Source organism: Mesorhizobium sp. ES1-6, assembly GCF_020164775.1.
Taxonomy (GTDB): Bacteria; Pseudomonadota; Alphaproteobacteria; order Rhizobiales; family Rhizobiaceae; genus Mesorhizobium.
The window spans coordinates 254,427-274,217 of record NZ_JAIUGU010000004.1 but is presented as its reverse complement, the minus strand read 5'-3'; the positions used below and the strand labels follow the sequence as shown (position 1 = coordinate 274,217).

Below are 19,791 nucleotides of genomic sequence, written 5' to 3'. Positions count from 1 at the left end.
GGAGAACATGACGTTTCGTATTAAACCCGCGATGCTGAAAATAGCCGCGGCCGCATGGCTGCTTGGCGCAACCGGCGCCATGGCGGACACGACGCTGGAATTCACCCAATGGTGGGAGCCCGAATTGCCGGCTGGCTCGCTCAGGGCAATCATGGATGAGTTCGAGGCCGCGAACCCCGGCATCAAGGTGACGCTGGTCAGCGGCCCCTATGCGACGACGCGCGACCAGATCTCGGTCGGCGCCGCGACCGGAACACTCAGCGACGTCGTCGGCCTCGACGGCGCTTGGGTGAACAATCTGAATGCGCAGAACGCACTCGCCGACATGAACCCGATGATGGATGCGAGCAAGTTCGACAAGAGCCAGGTCGCCGACATCATCAAGGTCGACGGCAAGGCGGTGATGTTTCCGGTCGCCTCGTTCGTCTATCCGGTTTTCGTCAATCTGGACCTCGCCGCCCAGGCAGGCGTGACCAAGCTGCCCTCGACCCGTGCGGAATTCCTCGAAGCAGCCAAGAAGATGACGCATGCCGACAAGAACCAGTATGGCTGGGTGCTGCCGCTGTCGCTGCAGACGCCGTCCGGCGTCCAGAACGACATGATGTCGTGGGTCTGGGCTTCGGGTCAGTCGATGATGGCGGACGGCAAGCCCGCCCTCGAGGGCAAGCCGGTGGTGGATATGCTCACCTTCGTCAAATCGCTCAACGACGCCGGCACCATCTCGCCCGGCATCGCCACCAAGACCGAACAGGAAAAGGTCGAGGAATTCGTCAACGACCGCGCCGGGATGATGATCGACTCGCTCGCGCATGTGAACCTCATCCGCAAGCGCAATCCCAAGCTGAACTTCGACCTCATCCCCGTTCCGGTCGTGGAGGGCTATACGGGCAAGCGCGGCCTTCCCTATGCCTCCTGGGGCATCGGCATCTCGGCGGCCTCGAAACATCAGGAAGAGGCCTGGAAACTCGTCCAGTATCTGATGAGCGAAAAGGTGAACGGCAAGCTCGTGTCGCTTGCCAATGCCTTCCCGGGCAACGTCAACGCCAAGCCCGATTTCGTGACCTCGGACAAGGCTTTCGGCAAGGCTTTCGAAATCTTCAAAACCGGCTATCTCGCCAATGAGTTCACGGGCCTGCCGGTGGCTGAAGACCTGATGACCCAGTTCGACGTGCAAGCCCAGAAGATGCTCGCCGGCGAGCAGTCTCCGGAACAGGCCGCAGCCGCCGCTCAGAAGGGCTGGATGGCGAAATTCTGATCGGGCTGTTCCCGTCTGCTATCTTCAACCGGGTGGCCTGGCTTCGGGCAGGCCGCCCGGCAACAAAGGATCGGCAATTGAGATGGATCCGTTTACGAAGCTCACCTTCTCTTGAAGGCGTATCCCAAGGCTGGCACATGACCCGACAGAAGCGCACCCACCACAGACTGAAACGGGCGGTCGCGCCCTATCTCTATCTGTCGCCTTCGCTGGTAATAATCGGCCTGCTGATGCTGCTGCCGATGGTGACGGTGATTGGCTACTCGTTCCAGAACAGCGCGGTGCTGCGTCGCGACCCGTCCTTTGCCGGACTGAAACACTACCAGGCGATCTTCGACGATCCCGTGTTCTGGGCTTCGCTGTGGCACACGCTCTACTTCACATGCATGAGCGTCGTTTTCCACATGACCATCGGCATGATCTTCGCGCTCATGCTGAACAGCGACCGCATCAATCCAACGCTGCGCAATATCCTGCGCGTGCTCTACATACTGCCCTGGCTGTTCACCGCGGTGATCATCGCGGTGATCTGGCGCCTCCTGCTCGAGCCGAACGGTGTCGTGAACAGCATTCTCCTGCAATTGGGCATCATCGGTTCCAAGGTCGAGTGGTTTTCCTCGCCGCAGACCGCGCTGCACGCCGTGACCTTCGCGAATATCTGGGCGGGCTACCCGCTCTTCATGGTCAGCCTACTCGCAGGCTTGCAGGGCATTCCCAAGGATTTCTACGAGGCCGCCGATATCGACGGGGCGAAGGCCTACCAGAAGCTGATCTTCATCACCATTCCGCAGCTGATGCCGATCATCATCAGCATCTCGCTGCTCGACTTCATCTGGACCATGCAGGTCTTCCCGTTGATCTGGATCACGACGGGCGGCGGTCCGATCTACGCGACCGAGGTGCTGAGCACCTACACCTACAAGCTGGCGTTTTCGAGCTACAACCTGTCACAGGCGTCGGCGAGCGCCGTGGTCATCCTGCTGATCTCTCTCTGTCTGACGCTGTTCTACATCCGCTATCAGAAGGCTCGGTAGTCACCATGAGGAAAAGGCACACGCCGAAAGACAGGCTGATCACCGTCGCGCTGCATGTCGCGCTTGCCGCGGGGCTGTTTTTCGCGGCCTTCCCGATCTACTGGATGCTGAGCAGCTCGTTCAAATCGAACACCGAAATCTTTGCCTTGCCACCAACCATCCTGCCGAAGGCCTTCACCCTGGAAGCGTATGCCGCCATCCTTGGCGACCCGGTAAAGCTGCGCTTCTTCTTCAACAGCTACTTCGTGGCGGGAGCGGTGACCGTGCTGACGGTGCTGATCGCCTTGCTGGCGGCCTATGGGTTCAGCCGCTTCAACTTCCGCGGCAAAGGCAGCCTGAATACACTCATCATCAGCACGCAGACGATCCCGCCGATCACACTTTTGATCCCCTTCTTCGGGCTTGTCGTCTCGTACGGCATCTTCGACACCTATGTCGCGCTGATCCTGACCTACCTGGTGTTTACGCTGCCCTACGCGATCCTTTTGATGACGGGATATCTGAACACCTTGCCCCGCGATCTCGACGAAGCGGTGGCTGTCGACGGCGGTAGCAGTTGGACAGCGCTCTGGCGGGTGATCGTCCCGATTTCACTGCCGGGCATCGTGGCGACGTCGGTCTACACCTTCCTGTTGTGCTGGAACGAATTTCTCTTTGCGCTGACGCTGACCAAGTCGACGTCCATGCGCACCGTTCCGATCGGCATCCAGCTGCTCATGGGGCAGCACGCCTTCGAGTGGAACCAGATGATGGCGATGAGCGTGCTCGGCTCGCTGCCGCTCTTGATCATCTACCTCGTTGCCCAGAGATACTTCCTCGCCGGCATGACCGCGGGCTCGGTCAAATAGATGTCCACTCCAGGGCGACGCTGAGCGGCATCAAGGAATAAGCGGTATCAAGGATTGAAAGGATGAACGTGAAAGACCTCAAAGTCGGCTGCCAGACCTTCACCTGGGAAATGCTAGGAGACCGGTTCACCGGCGGCCCCGACGATCTGTTGAAGGCGACCGCGGATGGCGGGTATGCCGGCATCGAGATCACCGACACCATGATCGGCCGCTACGCCGACAAACCCAGCGAGTTCGCTGCCGCGCTGAAGTCGTCAGGGCTGACACTGGTTTCCTTCGCTTTCGGCTCCGCGAGCGGTTTCACGCTCAAGGACGGCATCGGAGCCGACCTCGAAACCGCCAGGCGCTGGATCGATTTCGTGGCGAACTTTCCCGGCGCGCTGGTGTCGATGGGCTCGGCCACCGTCGTCTCCGAAGGACCGCGTGACGGCAAATTCGCCATCGCCGCGGAGGTCTACAACAAGGCCGGCGAGCTCGGCCGCAAGGCGGGCGTGCAAGTGGCGGTGCATCCGAGTTCGCACCACAACACGCTGCTCTTCGACCGTGCCGATTACGACGCGATCTTTGCCTTGCTCGATCCCGATCTGGTCGGCTGGGTTCCCGACACCGGCCATATCCTGCGCGGCCACAAGGACATGGCCGACACGCTCACCACCTACCGCGACCGCATCCGCTACATCCATCTGAAGGACGTCGATGCCAAGGGCAAGTGGGCCATGCTTGGCCAAGGCGTCTGTGATACCGCGCAGGTGATCGAGATCGCCGGTACCGCGCCGAACTTCAACGGCTGGCTGGTGCTGGAAGAAGAATCCGACACGGCCGCCGCCGATCCGGCCGGCGCGGTCAAGGTTAACCGTCAGACGATGCGCGGCTACGGGGCTTGAGACGATGATCAGGAAACAGGACAGACGGCTCAGGGTCGGCGTGCTTGGCTGCGGGCCGATCGCGCAGTTCGCGCATCTGGAATCCTGCGTCAAGGCCGGCAATGCCGACCTCTACGCCATCTGCGACGCGGCCCCCGACCTGCTCGCGCGCATGGGCGCCACCTACGAACCGCGGAAGATGTATGCCGACTATGACGCCATGCTCGCCGATCCGGAGCTGGAAGCGGTGATCGTCGCCACCTCGGATATCTACCACGTGCCGATGTCGATCAAGGCGCTCGATGCCGGCAAGCATGTTCTCTGCGAAAAGCCGATCGGCACCTCGATCGAGGAAGGCGAAGCGCTGGCGGCAGCGGTCAGGCGCTCCGGCAAGGTGCTGCAGGTCGGGCACATGAAGCGCTTCGATCCGGCGCTGGAAGCGGCGCGCGACTTCGTCCGCGACGAGATGGGGGAGGTGCTGGCACTGAAGGCCTGGTATTGCGATTCCACCCACCGCTACACCAACACCGACGCCGTGCAGCCGCTGCCCGTCACCAGCAAGCTAGCGAGGAAGCCGGGCGGCAACCCCAAGGCCGATCTCAGGCAATATTTCATGCTGGCGCACGGCTCGCATCTGGTCGACACGGCGCGTTTTCTGTGCGGGGAAATCCTTGCTGTCCGCGCGCGCCTCAACGAGCGCTTCGGCGCTTATTGCTGGTTCGTCGAGACCGAATTCGCCAGCGGCGCGCTTGGCCATCTCGACCTGACCGTCGCCGTGCGCATGGACTGGCACGAGGGTTTTCAGCTCTACGGCGAGAACGGTTCGGTCATCGCCAAGACCTTCAACCCCTGGTACTTCCGGTCGAGCGAGGTCGACATCTTCCATGAGAAGGACGCGACCTCGCGAAAGCCGCTCGGCGCCGACGGTCATTTCTTCCGCCGCCAGCTCGAGGGCCTTGCCGACACCGTGCTCACCGGCGCGCCGATGCGCGGCGCCAATGTCGAGGACGGCATCGCCTCGATCCGCGCCATGGTGGCGATTGCGCGTTCCGTCGAGACCGGCGAGCGGGTCGAGCTCGCCTCGGTTTCGGGTGCGGTCTGATGCGCCTCGGCATTTTCGCCAAGACTTTTTCGGGCACCGATCCGGCCGTCGTGTTGGCTGCCGTGAAGCAGGCCGGATATGAGACGACACAGTTCAATCTCGCCTGCGCCGGCCTGCCCTCGATGCCGGATGCCGTGCCGGCGGATGCCGTCGCCGCGATCGGGACGGCCACGCGATCGTCAGGCGTTTCGCTCGCCGCGCTATCGGGCACTTACAACATGGCGCATCCCGACAAGTCCGTGCGCGACGACGGCCTCCGCCGTCTCGCCGTCGTCATCGAGACGGCGGCTACCCTGGATATTCCCTTGGTGACGCTCTGCACCGGTTCGCGCAATGCCGCCGACCAGTGGGCCTATCACCCTGACAACGCCACACCGGCCGCCTGGTCCGACATGGCAGCCGAGATGGAAAAGGCGTTGGCGCTGGCCGAGAATGCCGGCGTCGATCTCGGCATCGAGCCCGAGCAGGCCAACATCGTCACCTCGGCTGGCGACGCCATCCGCCTGATCGCCGAGATGGGTTCGAGGCACCTGAAGATCGTGCTCGATCCGGCGAACCTGTTCGAACAGGCCACGCCGGACGAGGCGCGCACCATCGTCGCCGCGGCGATCGAAGAGGCCGCCGGTCGCATCGCCATGGCGCATGCCAAGGACCGCTTTGCCGACGGCCGCTTTGCGACCGCCGGGCAAGGCGTCGTCGACTTCGCGGATTTCGTCGCGCGACTGAAGCGGACGGGTTTCGTCGGCGCGCTCGTCACGCATGGGTTGTCCGCCGACGAAGCACCCGCCGTCGCCACTTTTCTGCGCGGGCTCGTCTGATGGGCACGGCGCCGACCACCATGCTTCGCGACGATGCAGCGCTTCGTGTCTTCGACACCGGGCAGGGCAGGCTTCCCGTCGTTTTCCAGCATGGGCTCGGCGGCGATGCCGCCCAGGTGGCGCTGAACTTTCCCGACAGTCCGTCGCGCCGCCGGCTGACCGTAGAATGCCGCGCGCAGGGCGGGTCCGGCACCGGTAGCGGCCGTCCGTTCTCGATCGCGATGTTCGCTGACGACGTGCTGGCCGCCGCCGATGCAGCCGGAATGGAGCGCTTCGTGGCCGGCGGTATCTCGATGGGCGCCGCCATTGCGTTGCACCTGGCGGCCCGCCACCCGGATCGCGTCGCTGGTCTTGTGGTGGTGCGCCCGGCCTGGACCTTCGACGCGGCGCCGCAAAACATGCAGCCTTACGTCGAGGCGGGGGAACTCATCAGCCGGCTGCCGCTGGACGAAGCGCGCGCGGCCTTCACGTCCTCCGCGACGGCTGCCCGCTTTCGCGACGAGGCGCCTGACAATCTCGCCTCCCTGCTCGGCTTCTTCGCGCGTGAAAACCCAGATGTCTTTGCCGAGGTGATGCAGGCGATCGCCAATGACGGGCCTGGCGTGACACGGGCCGAGGCCGCCGGCCTCGCAATCCCCACGCTCGTCATTGGCAGCGGCATCGATCTCGTTCATCCCCTGGCGACCGCCCGCGAATTGGCTGAGGTCATCCCGGGCGCGGCTTTCGTGGAGGTGACGCCGAAGGCCACCGACAAGAACAGCCACTTCGCCGAAATCCACGCCGCCATCGGCGGCTTCCTCGATAGAAATTTCAACAACCAGGACCAGTCATGATCTCGAAAACTTTGTCAGGCCCGGCCGCCATCGCCGCATTGCCGCGCGATCGTCTGATCGCCGAATTCTCATCGTGGTCGGCCAATCTCGCCAATTTCGAGAGCGATTTGCAGCGCATCGAACCCTATGTCGATCTGCATCATATCGATGTCGCGGACGGCCATTTCGCACCATCCTTCCTGTTCTTCCCCGATCTCGTCGCCCGTATTGCCAAGCTGACGGCCAGGCCCATCCATGTCCATCTGATGGTCGACGGTTCAATCGTCGAGGAACAGACGCGCCAGTTCATCGAAGCCGGCGCCGACATGATCAGCGTCCATGCCGAGAATGGCGAGGCGGGCCTGCGCGCCGTGCGGCTGGCACGCGAACTCGGCGCCGAAGCCGGGGTCGTGCTGAGGCTGGAGACGCCGGTCGAAACGGTGGCGCCTTTCGTCTCCGAAGTCGCCTTCGTCACGCTTCTGGGCACCGCGATCGGCGTCAAGGGCCAGGGCCTGTCCGAAAAAGCCTGCGACAGGCTGGGCGAGGCCCGCGCCATCCTGCGAAAGGCCGGCCGCGAGGCGGCTGTGGTGCTCGCCGCCGATGGCGGCATCCGCCACGAAACCGTGCCGCTGCTGCGCGCCGCCGGAGCCGAGACGGTGGTACTGGGTTCGCTCGCCTTCGGCGACAAGGACCTGGCCGGCCGGATCGCCTGGCTGCATGGTTTGAAGGTCGCGGCATGAGAATCGAAGCCGCCCTCGCGATCGATCTTGGCGGCACCGAGCTTCGTGCCGCCCTGGTCGACCGTGACGGCAAGATCCTGGCCTTCGCGGCGGTGCCGACGCAGGCGCAGGCCGGTCCCGACGTGGTGATCGGCCAGATCGAGGCGCTGGCCGCGACCGTCCATGCCGAGGCGCCGGCACTGTCGATCCTCGGCGTTGGCGTCGGCGCGCCGGGTCCGCTCGATCCGCTGGCCGGCATCGCGGTCGGACCGCCGACGCTCGCCGGCTGGCAGGACGTGCCGCTGGCCGACATACTCGAGCGGCGGCTTGGCCTGCCAGTACGGCTGGAGAACGACGCCAATGCGGCAGCGCTCGGCGAATGGCGCTTCGGTGCCGGTCACGGCGCGCGCTCGCTGGTCTTCGTCACGGTCTCGACCGGCATTGGCGGCGGTGTCGTCGCCGACGGCCGCATCCTGCACGGCCGCCGTGGCCTTGCCGCCGAGATCGGCCATATGACCATCACCAACGAGGGCGAGCGCTGCGTGTGCGGCGTCGTCGGCTGCTTCGAGGCCATCGCCTCGGGAACCGCGCTTGGCCGCCGTGCCAATGCCGCGACATCGCCCCTGGACGGCTCGACGTTGCGCCGCCTCTCGGCCAACGCCGAGGTCACTGGCCGCCACGTCGTCGAGGCGGCACGGCTGCAGGACGATCTCGCTGTGGCGCTGCTCGAAGAGGAGGCACGCTGGCTGGGTGTGGGTTTCACCAACCTCCTGCATCTCTATTCGCCCGACGTTCTGGTCGTCGGCGGCGGCATCGCCAATGGCCTCGACCTGATGGCGCCCGTCATCGAGGCGACCATCCGCCTGCGCGCCATGCGCGCCTATCGCGACGTTCCGGTCGTCCAGGCGCAGCTCGGCCGCCATGCCGGCCTTGTCGGCGCCGCAAGCCTCGTCCTGTTCGACGATGGCAGCCTGGCGGCTCGCATGCCTGTCGGCCCCAGCACATTTCCCGACACGAGGAGGGACTTCAATGGCTGAGCTCAAACCGCACAGCGATGCAGGCCGATCCGTTCCGCCGCCATCGCGCGCCGCCTGACATCGTCAGCGCATGAAAAATGGCCGGAGACAGCAATGTCCCCGGCCATTTTCCTGTTCTCGTGCGGTTGCGCGGCTCACTCGGCGGGAACGATGTCCGCCGGCATGCTGTCGTCGGCCGTACCCGCCAGGGCCCTGGCGAGCTTTGCCTCGTCGAGTTCGCCTTCCCAACGTGCCACCACCAGCGTGGCCACCGCATTGCCGACGAAGTTGGTCAGCGCCCGGCATTCCGACATGAAGCGGTCGACGCCCAGGATCAGCGCCATGCCGGCGACGGGCACCGAGGGAACCACCGAAAGCGTGGCGGCGAGCGTGATGAAGCCCGCCCCGGTGATGCCGGCGGCACCCTTCGAGGACAGCATCGCGACCAGCAGCAGCAGGATCTGGTCGCCGAAGGAGAGGTGGATATTCGTCGCCTGGGCGATGAACAGCGCGGCCAGCGTCATGTAGATGTTGGTGCCGTCGAGGTTGAAGGAATAGCCGGTCGGGATGACCAGACCGACCACCGAGCGCTTGGCGCCGGCCTTTTCCATCTTCTCCATCAGCGAGGGCAGGGCGGCTTCCGATGACGAGGTGCCCAGCACCAGCAGCAGCTCTTCCTTGATGTAGCGCAGCAGCGACAGGATGGAGAAGCCGTTGTACCGGCAGACCGCACCCAGCACGACGAAGACGAACAGCAGCGAGGTCGCGTAGAAAGTGCCGACCAGCATGGCGAGGTTGATGACCGAGCCAATACCGTATTTGCCGATGGTGAAGGCCATGGCGCCGAACGCGCCGATCGGAGCTGCCTTCATCAGCACGCTGACCAACTTGAACATCGGCGCCATCAGCGCCTGCAGGAAGTTGAGCACCGGTGCGCCCTTGTCGCCGACCAGCGCCAGAGCGATGCCGAACAGCACCGAGAAGAACAGCACCTGCAGAATGTCGCCATCGGCGAAGGCGCCGACGATAGTGCCGGGGATGATGTTCATCAGGAAGCCGGTGACCGACTGGTCATGCGCCTTGGCGGCATAGCTGTTGACGGTCGAGGCATCGAGCGTCGCCGGGTCGATGTTGAAGCCGGCGCCCGGCTGCACGACATTGGCCACGATCAGGCCGATGATAAGAGCCAGCGTCGAGAAGGTGAGGAAATAGAGCATCGCCTTGCCGGCGACACGCCCGACCTTCTGCAGGTCGCTCATGCCGGCGATGCCGGTTGCGACGGTCAGGAAGATGACCGGAGCGATGATCATCTTGACCAGCTTGATGAAGGCGTCGCCGAGCGGCTTCATGCTCTCGCCGATAGACGGATAATAGTGGCCGAGCAGGATGCCGGCGGTGATCGCCACCAGCACCTGCACGTAGAGCTGGGCATAGAGGGGCTTGCGCTGCGCGGTGGGCGCGGCGGATTGGTCTGCGATAAGCATCGAACTCTCCCTGGCCGGATGGAACGGACATGGCCGTTCTGCGTGACTTCTCCCATCGCGGCGCTCCGGTTGCCCGCCGCTGCAAATACGGTTGCAAACGCCGTGCCAGACGGTGGACGGCTGAAATCCCTGGGTTTCAGCCGTTCCGGCCCTGCTCTCGATAGTGAGTTGTGCGGATTTCCGCACAAGCCTTGTTTGCCCTGGCGGAATTTCGCATTAGACTGGAGACCAAAGCCGTGCAGGGAAGGGAGAGGCCGACGCCCCGACAGCGCATCGATAGCGAAGCTTCGGGCTTTCCCGGCCGCGACCTGCTGCGCGAAGCGGTAACGCGCCTGCGCGACGGCCGTTGGCTGCCTCTTGCGCTCGCGCTGGCGCTGCTGGCCGGCGCGGTTGCCGTCGCCGGGCGCATCGCCGAGGGGCAGGCGGCGGGCGACCTGCGCGACGGGGCCTTGGCCGCCTTGCCGCTGGCGGCGGGGACGTTGACCGGCGAGATCGAAAAGCAGCGCCTAGTCCCACTGGTGCTGGCGCGCGACGATGCGGTGCGCGATGCGCTGCGCCGCGCCGGAAAGGTCCAGGAAACAGCTCTTGACGCCAAGCTCAAGGCCATAGCCAGCGATGCGTCGGCCTCCGCCATCTATGTCATCGATACGGCTGGCATCGCGATATCGGCCAGCAATGCCGGACAGCCGGACAGTTTTGTCGGCATCGACTATAATTTTCGCCACTATTTCACCGGTGCGATGGCGAAGGGCGCCGCCAGCCAGTACGGCCTCGGCACGATCAGCGGCAAGCCGGGACTCTACCTTGCCAGCCGTGTCGACGATGGTGGAGAACCGCTTGGCGTCGCGGTGCTGAAGGTCGAACTCGGCGGTGTCGAAGCCAATTGGCGCGCAAGCGGCTTTCGCGTTTTCGTCACCGACGAGCGCGGCGTCGTCCTGGCCACCAGCCAGCCCGACTGGCGGTTCCATGCGCTGGCGCCGCTCTCCGCCGCGCACGCCGCCGCCGCGCGTGCCCAGCTTCAACTGGACGCCGCCGCCTTCGAACCGCTGCCGATACGGCGTGGCGCCGGTGACGGCCTAGCGACAATCGAGGAGGCCGGAAAATCGCGTCGCTTCGTCGAGGTGGTGCAGGATTTGCCTGGTGCCGTCCCCGGTTGGCGCCTGTGGCTGCTGACGCCCGCCGATGCCGCCTTGGCCGCCGCCGCCAACACGGCGCGCCTGACCACGCTGCTCGGACTGCTGTTGATGGGCCTGCTCGCTTATGTGCTCACCCGGCGCCGCCGCGCGCGCCGGCTGCGGCAGGAGGCGCTGGCGCGCATGAACACCGAGCTGGAAAGCCGGGTCAGCACAAGGACCGCCGAACTGACCCGTTCCAACAGCGCGCTCGCCGGCGAAATCGCCGAGCGCGAAAACGCCGAGGCCAAGGTCCGCCGGCTGCGCGACGATCTCGCCCAGGCCAACCGGCTCTCGATCCTCGGCCAGATCGCCGCCGGCGTGGCGCATGAGATCAACCAGCCGGTCGCCGCCATCCGCACCTATGCCGAGAATGCCGGCCGTTTTCTCGACGCCGGCAAGACCGAACCGGCGAGTGGCAATTTGACGTCGATCGTGTCGATGACCGAGCGCATCGGCGCCATTACCGGCACGCTGCGCACCTTTGCCCGCCGGCCGGGCACCGCCGCGTCGCCCTTGCCGGTGCGCGAGGCGATCGAGGGCGCGCTGTCGCTCCTGTCCGGGCGCATCCGCGATTCCGGCGTCACCATCGTCAAGCCGCGCGGCACCGCGTCGCCGCTGGTGATGGCAAGTCGCATCCGGCTGGAGCAGATCCTGGTCAATCTTCTACAGAACGCGCTGGACGCCATGAAGGACCGGTCCGATCCCCGCATCGAGATCGACCTCGCCGAACGCGGCGACCGCGTTCTGATCTCGGTGCGCGACAATGGTCCCGGCCTTGGGCCGGAAGCAGCCGGCAATCTGTTCATGCCGTTCCAGACCACCAAGGAGAAGGGGCTTGGCCTCGGCCTCGTGATCTCGCAGGAGATCGCCCAGGAATTGGGCGGCACGCTGCGGCTCGACCCCGGATATACCGGCGGCGCATCCTTCACCATCGACTTGCGGCGGATCGAATGACGGAAGCTACAGGGCTGGTGGCGCTCGTCGATGACGATGTCGACCTGCTGCATGCCACGACGCAACTGCTCGAACTTGCCGGCTTCACGGTGATTGCGCTGAAGGCCGCCGAAGCGGCGCTGGGCGTTGTCGACGAGAGTTTCGAGGGCGTGGTGGTCAGCGACATCAGAATGCCCGGCATGAACGGGCTGCAGCTGTTCGACCGGGTCAAGGCTGTTGATCCCGACTTGCCGGTGATCCTGGTTACCGGGCATGGCGATGTCGATCTTGCGGTCGCTGCGCTCAAGGATGGCGTCTACGATTTCATCCCCAAACCCTATGCGGGGGAGCGCCTGGTCGAGGCGCTGAAACGGGCGTCGGAGAAGCGGCGGCTGGTGATGGAAAACCGGCGGCTGCGCGAAGCCGCGGCACTTGCCGCCGACAGCATGCCGCTGATCGGCGAGGCGCCCTCCATCCGCCGCCTGCGCGAGACCTTGCGCCAGATCGCCGACATGGATGTCGACGTGCTGGTCGAAGGCGAGACCGGAACCGGCAAGGAAGTGGTGGCCGACCTCCTGCACAGATGGGGCCGGCGCCGTGCAAAGCCTTTCGTGGCGCTGAATTGCGGCGCCCTGCCGGAAACCGTGATCGAGAGCGAGTTGTTCGGCCATGAGGCGGGCGCCTTCACCGGCGCGCAGCGGCGGCGTATCGGCAGCGTCGAGCATTCCAGTGGCGGCACACTCTTCCTCGACGAGATCGAATCCATGCCCCCGGCCCTGCAGGTCAAGCTCTTGCGGGTGCTGGAAACACGCAGCCTCACGCCGCTGGGCTCGAACGAGACGAGGCGGCTCGACCTCAGGGTCGTCGCGGCAACCAAGATCGATCTCGGCCGGCCCGACCAGCGCGGCAATTTCCGCGAGGATCTCTATTTCCGCCTCAACGTGGTGACGCTGCGCATTCCGCCATTGCGCGAGCGGCGCGGCGATATCCCGATGCTGTTCGGCCATTTCCTCGGCAAGGCGGCGGAGCGCTTCGGCCGGCCCGTCGCCAGGGCGAATGCCGCTGTCAGCGACCATCTCCAGTCGCATGACTGGCCGGGCAATGTGCGCGAACTCGCGCATTTCGCCGATCGCGTCGCACTCGGCCTCGGTCCCGATGACGAGGCCGGCGTGGGCCCCGCGCGGCCGGAGCCTGACGTCGCGCTGCCCGAAAGGGTAGGGCAGTATGAGGCGCGGCTTATCCGCGACGCACTGCGCGATCACGGCGGCGATGTGCGCGGCGCCATCGAAGCACTCGGCGTGCCACGCAAGACGTTCTACGACAAGCTCAAGCGCTACGGCATTGCCGCATCGGATTTTCGTCCCTCCTGACGCTTGCAACCGCGCAATCCGGAAAAGCCATGAACATCACGCTCAAGACGACCGCCAATCCCCTGCCGGAAGACCTCGCCTTTCTCGGAGAGCGGCTGACCGCGTTCAACGACAGCGATGTCGGCGCTTCCGAAAGAAAGGCGCTGGCGGTGTTCGTGCGCGACGAGGCCGGCGCAGTGGTCGCAGGTATCTCGGGCTATACGGCCTGGGGCTGGCTCTATGTGCAATGGCTGTGGGTCGATGAAAGGCTGCGCGGCCAGCATATGGCGGGGCGTATGCTGGACGCCGCCGAACAGGAAGCCGTGGCGCGCGGCTGCGGCAATGCCTGGATAGACACCTTCAGTCCGCTTGCCGCCAAGGTCTATCAGCGGCAGGGCTATCAGCCTTTTGGTGCCTTGGCCGATTTCCCCGTCGGCCGCAGCCGCATCTTCCTGCGGAAGAAGCTTTCGGCCGCCTAACCGGCGAGCCTTCCGCCGCGCATGGGTTGCGGCGCGCCGGTGGTGCTTGGGAAACTGATCGGCAGACCGCGCAGGACGCGGACCGCGAGAAAGGCGAAGCACTCCGCCTCCACGGCGTCGCCGCTCCAGCCCAGGCTTTCGGCCAGCACCACCTCGACGCCGGCGCGGCTGGCAAGCATGGCCATCATCGTCGGGTTGTGGCGGCCGCCGCCGCTGACCACCAGCTTTTTCGGCCGGCTGGGCAGGAGGTCGAGCGCCTTGCCAACGGCGCCGGCTGTGAAGGCGGTGAGCAGGGCCGCGCCATCCTCGGCGCTCAGGCCGTCGGCCATGGCCGCGCCGAAGTCGAACCGGTCGAGCGATTTCGGATAGGCCTTGCTCAGATAGGGATGCTGCAACAGCTTGGCGAGCCGGGTTTCGTCCACCTTGCCCGCGCCGCCAAGCGCGCCGTCGCGGTCCATTTCGCCGAGGCCTTTCGACTTGATGAAATCATTGAGCGGCGCGTTGGCGGGGCCGGTGTCGAAGGCGATGACATTGTCGGCGCCGTCCCACCAGGTGATGTTGGCGACGCCGCCGAGATTGAGCACGGCCACCTCGCCACTGGCGCCGGCGCTGCGCATCAACGCGGTGTGATAGACCGCCGCTAACGGTGCGCCCTGTCCGCCGGCGCGCATGTCGGCCGAGCGGAAATCATAGGCGACCTTGGTGCCCAATATCTCGTGCATCAGTTCGCCGTCGCCGAGCTGCCGGGTCTGGCCGAGCCGACCGACCTGCGGCGCGCGGTGCAGCACGGTCTGGCCGTGAAAGCCGACCACACCGATATCGGCTATGGTCATGCCGTGGCCCTCGACCAATTCCTTGACCGCTGCCGACTGCGCACGCGTCAGCGCTTCCTCGGCGGTGCGGAAGATCGTCGGTTCGGGGCCGACAAAATTCCAGGCCCGCGCGGCCGTCAGCGTCTCTTCGAGCAAGGAGCGGATCGACGCGGGATAGGGCATCAGCCGGTAGGTGCCGAAATCCTCGATCCGCTCGCCGTCGGTCTTGATCAGCGCGACATCGATGTTGCCGTCAAGCACCGTGCCGGTCATCAGGCCGACGGCCCAGATTGGTTCCATTATTGAGCTCCATTCACGATGTCGCCGACCGTCTGCCGCAGCGAAACGATTCCGCTGTCGAAATGACGTGTCGGATGAATGCGGTTGGTGAGCAAGGTCCAGGCCTTGCCCCTGTCGAAGTCGATCCACAGGCCGGTGCCGGTAAAGCCGGTATGGCCGATGGTTCCCGCGCTGCACAAGGACCCGCCCGACCAGCCTTCGTAGGGGCGTTCCCAGCCATGGGTGCGGGTGGCCGACAAGGGCGTGCGCATCAGCGCGATCGACTGTTCGGACGCGCCTGTGCCATCCAGCAGCCCTTGCGCGAAATCGAGCACCGAAGCGGCCGTGCCGAACAGGCCGGCATGGCCGGCGCCTTGCAGCGCCGAGCAATTGTCGTCATGCACTTCGCCGGACAGCACGCGATGGCGCCAGGTGCAGTCCTCGGTCGCGGCGGCGGCATCCGGTTCCGTCGCCCAGGCAAAGCCCTGGCCGGGTTCCAGGTCGCGGATGCTCTTGCCCGACAGCCGCTCCAGCGCGAAGCCGAGCAGGATGAAGTTGATGTCGGAATAGACGGGATCGCGCGCCCGCCATTCGCGCTGCAGGATAAAGGCGCGCAGCAATTGGGGATCGCGTCCATAGGTGTAGATCGGCTCGACCGCCGGGAAGGGCGTCTGGTGGCCGAGGCACTGGCGGAAGGTCACCTTCCGCTCCCAGGCGTTCGCGTCATACTGGCGAAGGTCGGGAAGCAGGGAGATCAGCGGCGCGTCGAGATCGATGGTGCCGGCTTGCGCCAGTGCCAGGATGCGCGGCGTGGTGAAGATCACCTTGGTCAGGGACGCCAGGTCGAACCAGATGTTTTCCCGCATCGGCCTGACCTTGGGCACGAGCTGTGCCGAGCCGATTGCGCGGACGATGCGGTGGCCGTCTCTGTCGACAATGCCGAGCACGCCGCCGGGAATACGCTTGGCCGCCACTGCGGTTGCGAGGGGCTGGAACGCGCGATCGAAAATCTTGGCGAGGTCGGTCAATGCCGGCCTCCTTCGGAGAGGTAGCGCCCTACGGCGCCCCCCTCTGTCCTGCCGGACATCTCCCCCTCTAGGGGGGAGATTGGCAGTTCGTGCGCGGCGCCGGCCCTCAAACGTTGAAGATTGGCGAAGGCCAATGTGACATCCGATCTCCCCCCTAGAGGGGGAGATGCCCGGCAGGGCAGAGGGGGGCGCTGTCCCGCCGACCCCTCGTATTCCAGCGCACCGTCCATCACGCCTCCACCCTCGCCATATGATCCACCCCAAACTGCTCCCATCTCGCAGGCCCTGGCTCAAATCCCTGCGGCCTGACCAGCGAAGGCACCTGGCGCGTGTCGATCTCGAAATGCTCGTGCCGCCGGTCGATGGCCGGAACGGCGGCAATGAGTTTCCTGGTATAGGAATGCCTCGGCTGCGACAGCACGGATTGCGCGTCGCCGATCTCGACGATCTGGCCGGCATAGATGACCGCGATGCGGTGGGCGATCCGTTCGACCACCGCCATGTCGTGCGAGATGAACAGATAGGCCAGCCCAAACTCGCGCTGCAGGTCGACCAGCAGCTCCAGCACCTTGGCCTGCACCGAGACATCGAGCGCCGAGACCGCTTCATCGAGAACCAAGACGGACGGGTTGAGCATCAGCGCACGCGCAATGCACAGCCTTTGCCGCTGGCCGCCGGAGAATTCGTGCGGGTAGCGTTCGAGGCTGTTCCTGGGCAGGCCGACGCGTTCGAGCAGGCTCGCCATCCTGGCCCGTATCTGGGCATCCACCCGCCCAACGGTGGCGATCACCGGTTCGGCCAGGATGCTCTCGACGCTGAGCCTCGGGTTGAGCGACGCGTAGGGGTTCTGGAACACCATCTGCACCGGCTTGGCGCCGCGCTGCGCCGACGCCATTCGGCTGGCGACGGAGAAGCTGCCGCGCGTCGACCGTACCAGCCCCAGCACCGCCTTGGCGGTGGTGGATTTGCCCGAGCCGCTTTCACCGACGATGGCCAGCGTCTCGCCCTGCATCAGGTCGAAGTCGATGCCATCGACGGCATGCGCTGCCCCCGTTGCACGGCTGAAGAAACTGCTCTTGAGGGGAAACCGCACCACCAGGCCTTCGACCTTCAAGGCCGGTTGCGGGTTCTCGGTCTTTTCGCGCTGTCCGTCCGCGCGTGCCGCGCCGCCGCCGGCGAAATGCGGCACGTCCCGCAGCAGATGCTGCGTGTAGGGATGCTGGGGGCTGTCGAGAATCTGGTTCAGTTCGCCCTGTTCCACGGCCTGCCCGTTCTGCATCACCATCACCTTGTCGGCGATGCCGGCGACCAGGCCGATATCGTGGGTGATGAAGATCATCGACATGCCGCTTTCGCGCTTCAGCTCGGCCAGCAGCGCCATGATCTGCGCCTGCACGGTGACGTCGAGCGCCGTCGTCGGCTCGTCGGCGATCAGCAGACGCGGATTGCAGGCGAGCGCAATGGCGATCATCACCCGCTGCAGCATGCCGCCGGACAGCTGGTTGGGCGTGTATTTCAGCCGTCGCGCGGCGTCGGGAATGCGCACGCGGTCGAGCGCTTCCCTGGCTGCCACCGTCGCCTGCCGGTTGGTCAGCCCGCGATGCAGCCGGAACGATTCCTCGATCTGCGTGCCGATGGTCAGCACCGGGTTGAGCGATGTCATCGGTTCCTGGAAGATCATGCCGATTTCGGCACCGCGAATGCCGGTCAGTTGTGGCTCCGTGGCGGTTGCCAACTCGAATACGGTCCCATCGGCCCGCTTGAGCTTCATCGAGCCACCCGTGATGCGGCCGCCGCCGAAATCGACGAGCCGGTTGATCGACAGCGCGGTGACGGATTTGCCCGAGCCGCTTTCGCCGACAATGGCCAGCGTCTCGCCGTCGGCGACATCGAAACTGACGCCGCGCACCACTTCGTTGGCGCGGGGATCGCGGCCGAAGCCGACGCGCAGGTCCGAAACCGACAGGAGCGCGGTCATGCGAATGCCCTCCGCATCCTTGGGTCGAGAATGTCGCGCAAGGCGTCGCCCAGAAGGTTGAAGCCCAGAATGCTGATCATGATCGCCAGGCCCGGGAAGATCATCAGCCAGGGCGCGGTTTCCATCAGATTGCGGCTGTCGCTCAGCATCAGGCCGAGCGAGGCAGCGGGCGGCTGTGTGCCCAGCCCGAGAAAACTCAAGCCGGCTTCGGTCAGCAGCGCCCAGGCCAGCGCCAGCGTCACCTGCACGGTCAAGGGCGCCACAAGGTTGAGCAGCAGATGGCGCGTGACGATATAGCTCGAACTGCTGCCGAAGGTGCGCGCGGCATCGACGAATTCGCGCGCCTTGAGCGACAAGGCAGGACCGCGCACCACCCGCGTGAAGATCGGCGTGTAGACGATGCCGATGGCCACCACGCTGGTCCATGTGCCGGGTCCGGCGACCGTGACGATGAGCAGCGCCAGGAGGATCGCCGGAAAAGCCAGCAGCACATCCATGATCCGCATCACCACGCCGTCCCAGCGGCGCCCGAGCCATGCGGCGGCAAGCCCCAGAACCGTGCCGGCAAGGGCGGCAAAGGCCACCGAGAAGAAGGCGACCGTAAAGGACTGGCCGATGCCCGCCATCAGCCGGCTGGCCACGTCGCGGCCGAACAAATCGGTGCCCATCCAGTAGGTGGAGCCCGGCGCATGCAGACGGTCGATGCGGTATTGCGTGATCGGATCGTGCGGCGTCAGGCCGAGCAGGCCGAGGAGGGCGAGCAGCAGATAGACCCAGACGATGACGCCGCCGATGCGGCCGCTGCCATGCCCGAAGATGGCGCGCAGGATGCGCATCACTGTTCCCCCAGCCGGATGCGCGGGTCGAGCGCGACATAGGCGAGGTCGACCAGGAGATTGACGATCATGAAGTTGAAGGCGATGAACAGCACGCTTCCCTGCACCAGCGCGTAGTCGCGTTGCAGGATGGCGTCGAGCACCATCCGTCCGAGGCCGGGCAGGGCATAGATCTGCTCGACGATGACGGCGCCGCCCAGGAGGTAGCCGAATTCTATTCCGCTCAGCGTCACCACCGGGATCAGCGCATTGGGAAGCGCATGCCGCCAGACGACGCTGCGCGCCGAGGCGCCCTTGCTGCGGGCCGTGCGCACATAGTCGTCGCTCAACACGTCGAGCATGGCCGAGCGCGCAATGCGGGTGACGGAGGCGGCGAAGGCGAAGCCGAGCGTGATGGCGGGCAGGATCAGTTGGCTGAGATTGCGCAAGGGATCCTGCCAGAGCGGCGCGAATTCGCCCATCGCCGGCAGCACGCCGAAGCCGGCCGACAGCGTGTAGATGATCAGCAGGCCAAGCACGAAGCTCGGCGTCGACTGGCCGATCATGGCGACGATGCGCACAACGAGATCGGACGGCTTCTCGTTGTGGGTTGCGGCGTAGATGCCCGCCGGCATGCCGACGGCGAGGGCGATGATCATCGACAGCAGAGCCAGTTCCAGCGTCAGCGGGAAGCGCTCGAGGATGACGTCGAGGACCGGCCTGCCATAGGTGACGGAAATGCCGAAATTGCCGTGCAGAATGCCGCCGATCCAGCGCCAGTATTGGACGAACCAGGGCTGGTCGATGCCGAAATAGGCGGCGAGCGCATCCCGCTGTGCCGGCGTCAGCAGGCCGGCCTCGGTGCCCAGCATCGCCGTGATCGAATCGCCGGGCACCATCCGGATCGCCACGAAGACCAGGATGGACACGCCAAGCAGGACGAGAGGAAACGTCGCCAGCCGCCGCAGGAGATAGTTCACGCCAGTAAGACC

At 65.4% G+C, this 19,791-nt stretch carries 18 protein-coding genes; 12 read left to right on the top strand and 6 right to left on the bottom strand.

Features of this window, described 5'->3' with window-relative positions; genetic code table 11:
* The first annotated feature begins 7 nt into the window (after positions 1-7).
* From LB564_RS13340 to LB564_RS13300, 9 genes are all read left to right on the top strand, one after another.
* A complete protein-coding gene (locus LB564_RS13340) occupies positions 8-1,255 on the top strand; it encodes an ABC transporter substrate-binding protein (protein ID WP_224538317.1) in 1,248 nt (415 codons plus the stop codon).
* A gap of 137 nt (positions 1,256-1,392) precedes the next feature.
* Positions 1,393-2,289, top strand: coding sequence for a carbohydrate ABC transporter permease (locus LB564_RS13335; RefSeq protein WP_224538315.1), 897 nt, complete (start codon positions 1,393-1,395; stop codon positions 2,287-2,289).
* Positions 2,290-2,294: 5 nt separating this feature from the next.
* A complete protein-coding gene (locus LB564_RS13330) occupies positions 2,295-3,137 on the top strand; it encodes a carbohydrate ABC transporter permease (RefSeq protein WP_224538314.1) in 843 nt (280 codons plus the stop codon).
* Between the two features lie 62 nt (positions 3,138-3,199).
* A complete protein-coding gene (locus LB564_RS13325) occupies positions 3,200-4,021 on the top strand; it encodes a sugar phosphate isomerase/epimerase family protein (RefSeq protein ID WP_224538311.1) in 822 nt (273 codons plus the stop codon).
* A gap of 4 nt (positions 4,022-4,025) precedes the next feature.
* A complete protein-coding gene (locus LB564_RS13320) occupies positions 4,026-5,102 on the top strand; it encodes a Gfo/Idh/MocA family protein (protein WP_224538309.1) in 1,077 nt (358 codons plus the stop codon).
* Entirely contained in the window at positions 5,102-5,920 is an 819-nt protein-coding gene (locus LB564_RS13315; protein ID WP_224538306.1) for a sugar phosphate isomerase/epimerase family protein, read from the top strand. Before LB564_RS13320 ends, LB564_RS13315 begins: the two co-directional genes overlap by 1 nt.
* Positions 5,920-6,753 carry an alpha/beta fold hydrolase gene (locus LB564_RS13310; RefSeq protein ID WP_224538304.1) on the top strand — a complete coding sequence of 278 codons (834 nt, stop codon included), beginning with the start codon at positions 5,920-5,922 and terminating at the stop codon, positions 6,751-6,753. The genes LB564_RS13315 and LB564_RS13310 overlap by 1 nt, the downstream gene beginning before the upstream one ends.
* The gene (locus LB564_RS13305; RefSeq protein WP_224538302.1) at positions 6,750-7,472 is read left to right on the top strand and encodes a ribulose-phosphate 3-epimerase; all 723 of its coding nucleotides are present in this window, start codon (positions 6,750-6,752) and stop codon (positions 7,470-7,472) included. The genes LB564_RS13310 and LB564_RS13305 overlap by 4 nt, the downstream gene beginning before the upstream one ends.
* On the top strand, positions 7,469-8,488 hold the full coding sequence (locus LB564_RS13300; protein WP_224538299.1) for an ROK family protein: 1,020 nt from the start codon (positions 7,469-7,471) through the stop codon (positions 8,486-8,488). The genes LB564_RS13305 and LB564_RS13300 overlap by 4 nt, the downstream gene beginning before the upstream one ends.
* 134 nt (positions 8,489-8,622) lie before the next feature.
* Here the strand turns inward: LB564_RS13300 and LB564_RS13295 are convergent, their stop codons facing one another.
* Positions 8,623-9,951 carry a dicarboxylate/amino acid:cation symporter gene (locus LB564_RS13295; protein ID WP_224538297.1) on the bottom strand — a complete coding sequence of 443 codons (1,329 nt, stop codon included), beginning with the start codon at positions 9,949-9,951 and terminating at the stop codon, positions 8,623-8,625.
* A gap of 308 nt (positions 9,952-10,259) precedes the next feature.
* Here LB564_RS13295 and LB564_RS13290 point away from each other — a divergent pair, with 308 nt between their 5' ends.
* The 3 genes from LB564_RS13290 to LB564_RS13280 are packed head-to-tail and all read left to right on the top strand — an operon-like array spanning position 10,260 to position 13,887.
* Positions 10,260-12,080: an ATP-binding protein gene (locus tag LB564_RS13290; RefSeq protein ID WP_263491251.1), complete on the top strand. Its 1,821-nt coding sequence runs from the start codon at positions 10,260-10,262 to the stop codon at positions 12,078-12,080.
* Complete coding sequence (locus LB564_RS13285; RefSeq protein WP_224538292.1) at positions 12,077-13,429, top strand: sigma-54-dependent transcriptional regulator; 1,353 nt, start codon at positions 12,077-12,079, stop codon at positions 13,427-13,429. Before LB564_RS13290 ends, LB564_RS13285 begins: the two co-directional genes overlap by 4 nt.
* A gap of 29 nt (positions 13,430-13,458) precedes the next feature.
* Positions 13,459-13,887: a GNAT family N-acetyltransferase gene (locus tag LB564_RS13280; protein ID WP_224538289.1), complete on the top strand. Its 429-nt coding sequence runs from the start codon at positions 13,459-13,461 to the stop codon at positions 13,885-13,887.
* On the opposite strand, the gene LB564_RS13275 is transcribed toward LB564_RS13280, so the two are convergent.
* The 5 genes from LB564_RS13275 to LB564_RS13255 form a co-directional block, all read right to left on the bottom strand.
* On the bottom strand, positions 13,884-14,999 hold the full coding sequence (locus tag LB564_RS13275; RefSeq protein WP_140705523.1) for an anhydro-N-acetylmuramic acid kinase: 1,116 nt from the start codon (positions 14,997-14,999) through the stop codon (positions 13,884-13,886). The genes LB564_RS13280 and LB564_RS13275 overlap by 4 nt on opposite strands.
* A complete protein-coding gene (locus tag LB564_RS13270; protein ID WP_224538287.1) occupies positions 14,999-16,006 on the bottom strand; it encodes a serine hydrolase domain-containing protein in 1,008 nt (335 codons plus the stop codon). Before LB564_RS13270 ends, LB564_RS13275 begins: the two co-directional genes overlap by 1 nt.
* Before the next feature lie 229 nt (positions 16,007-16,235).
* On the bottom strand, positions 16,236-17,984 hold the full coding sequence (locus tag LB564_RS13265) for an ABC transporter ATP-binding protein (RefSeq protein ID WP_224538284.1): 1,749 nt from the start codon (positions 17,982-17,984) through the stop codon (positions 16,236-16,238).
* Entirely contained in the window at positions 17,981-18,820 is an 840-nt protein-coding gene (locus LB564_RS13260; RefSeq protein ID WP_224538281.1) for an ABC transporter permease, read from the bottom strand. Before LB564_RS13260 ends, LB564_RS13265 begins: the two co-directional genes overlap by 4 nt.
* Positions 18,820-19,779, bottom strand: coding sequence for an ABC transporter permease (locus tag LB564_RS13255; RefSeq protein WP_224538279.1), 960 nt, complete (start codon positions 19,777-19,779; stop codon positions 18,820-18,822). The genes LB564_RS13260 and LB564_RS13255 overlap by 1 nt, the downstream gene beginning before the upstream one ends.
* Positions 19,780-19,791: the final 12 nt, after the last annotated feature.

Bases quoted from the DNA above. Each gene is read 5' to 3' on its own strand.
- LB564_RS13340 (WP_224538317.1), top strand. From the start codon at position 8: ATGACGTTTCGTATTAAACCCGCGATGCTGAAAATAGCCGCGGCCGCA.
- LB564_RS13335 (WP_224538315.1), top strand. From the start codon at position 1,393: ATGACCCGACAGAAGCGCACCCACCACAGACTGAAACGGGCGGTCGCG.
- LB564_RS13330 (WP_224538314.1), top strand. From the start codon at position 2,295: ATGAGGAAAAGGCACACGCCGAAAGACAGGCTGATCACCGTCGCGCTG.
- LB564_RS13325 (WP_224538311.1), top strand. From the start codon at position 3,200: ATGAACGTGAAAGACCTCAAAGTCGGCTGCCAGACCTTCACCTGGGAA.
- LB564_RS13320 (WP_224538309.1), top strand. From the start codon at position 4,026: ATGATCAGGAAACAGGACAGACGGCTCAGGGTCGGCGTGCTTGGCTGC.
- LB564_RS13315 (WP_224538306.1), top strand. From the start codon at position 5,102: ATGCGCCTCGGCATTTTCGCCAAGACTTTTTCGGGCACCGATCCGGCC.
- LB564_RS13310 (WP_224538304.1), top strand. From the start codon at position 5,920: ATGGGCACGGCGCCGACCACCATGCTTCGCGACGATGCAGCGCTTCGT.
- LB564_RS13305 (WP_224538302.1), top strand. From the start codon at position 6,750: ATGATCTCGAAAACTTTGTCAGGCCCGGCCGCCATCGCCGCATTGCCG.
- LB564_RS13300 (WP_224538299.1), top strand. From the start codon at position 7,469: ATGAGAATCGAAGCCGCCCTCGCGATCGATCTTGGCGGCACCGAGCTT.
- LB564_RS13295 (WP_224538297.1), bottom strand. From the start codon at position 9,951: ATGCTTATCGCAGACCAATCCGCCGCGCCCACCGCGCAGCGCAAGCCC.
- LB564_RS13285 (WP_224538292.1), top strand. From the start codon at position 12,077: ATGACGGAAGCTACAGGGCTGGTGGCGCTCGTCGATGACGATGTCGAC.
- LB564_RS13280 (WP_224538289.1), top strand. From the start codon at position 13,459: ATGAACATCACGCTCAAGACGACCGCCAATCCCCTGCCGGAAGACCTC.
- LB564_RS13275 (WP_140705523.1), bottom strand. From the start codon at position 14,999: ATGGAACCAATCTGGGCCGTCGGCCTGATGACCGGCACGGTGCTTGAC.
- LB564_RS13265 (WP_224538284.1), bottom strand. From the start codon at position 17,984: ATGACCGCGCTCCTGTCGGTTTCGGACCTGCGCGTCGGCTTCGGCCGC.
- LB564_RS13260 (WP_224538281.1), bottom strand. From the start codon at position 18,820: ATGCGCATCCTGCGCGCCATCTTCGGGCATGGCAGCGGCCGCATCGGC.